This window comes from Vibrio sp. T9 (assembly GCF_003123985.1).
Classification (GTDB): Bacteria; Pseudomonadota; Gammaproteobacteria; order Enterobacterales; family Vibrionaceae; genus Vibrio; species Vibrio diabolicus.
The window spans coordinates 1-355 of the sequence record NZ_NIGY01000114.1 but is presented as its reverse complement, the minus strand read 5'-3'; the positions used below and the strand labels follow the sequence as shown (position 1 = coordinate 355).

Sequence of the window (355 nt, the reverse complement as noted above, 5' to 3'; positions counted from 1 at the left end):
AACGTGCGGCATGGCCGTCGAAGGCTTCGTCACCCAGCCAGAGCCGTGTTTTCGCATAGACATCGCGCAAAGCGGTGATGAGCTGCCCACGGTAGTTGTTCGCATAGACGCGCATGCCGCGGGCATCAAAGTCAGCGTGCTCACCGGTGCCGGACACCGAGGCGGCAAAACGGCGCTGCCATTGGTCGAGGTTCATGCGGCCTGGCGCGCTGCGACTGCAGCGATGTCGCGAGCCCGCTGCAGTTCGGCGAGCAGGTCGCCCAGGCCAGGAATGTGATCGTCGCGCTCGATCATCGTGGCGACGTGGCCGAGTCGCGCGGCGAATCGCGCATGGAGCTGCCAGACCGGATCCGGC

1 protein-coding gene is annotated in these 355 nt (G+C 65.9%); it reads right to left on the bottom strand.

Going from position 1 to position 355, the window contains the following annotated elements:
- On the bottom strand, positions 1 to 196 hold a 196-nt coding region (locus CBX98_RS25690), incomplete at its 3' end, for a putative DNA-binding domain-containing protein (protein ID WP_146192928.1).
- Positions 197 to 355: the final 159 nt, after the last annotated feature.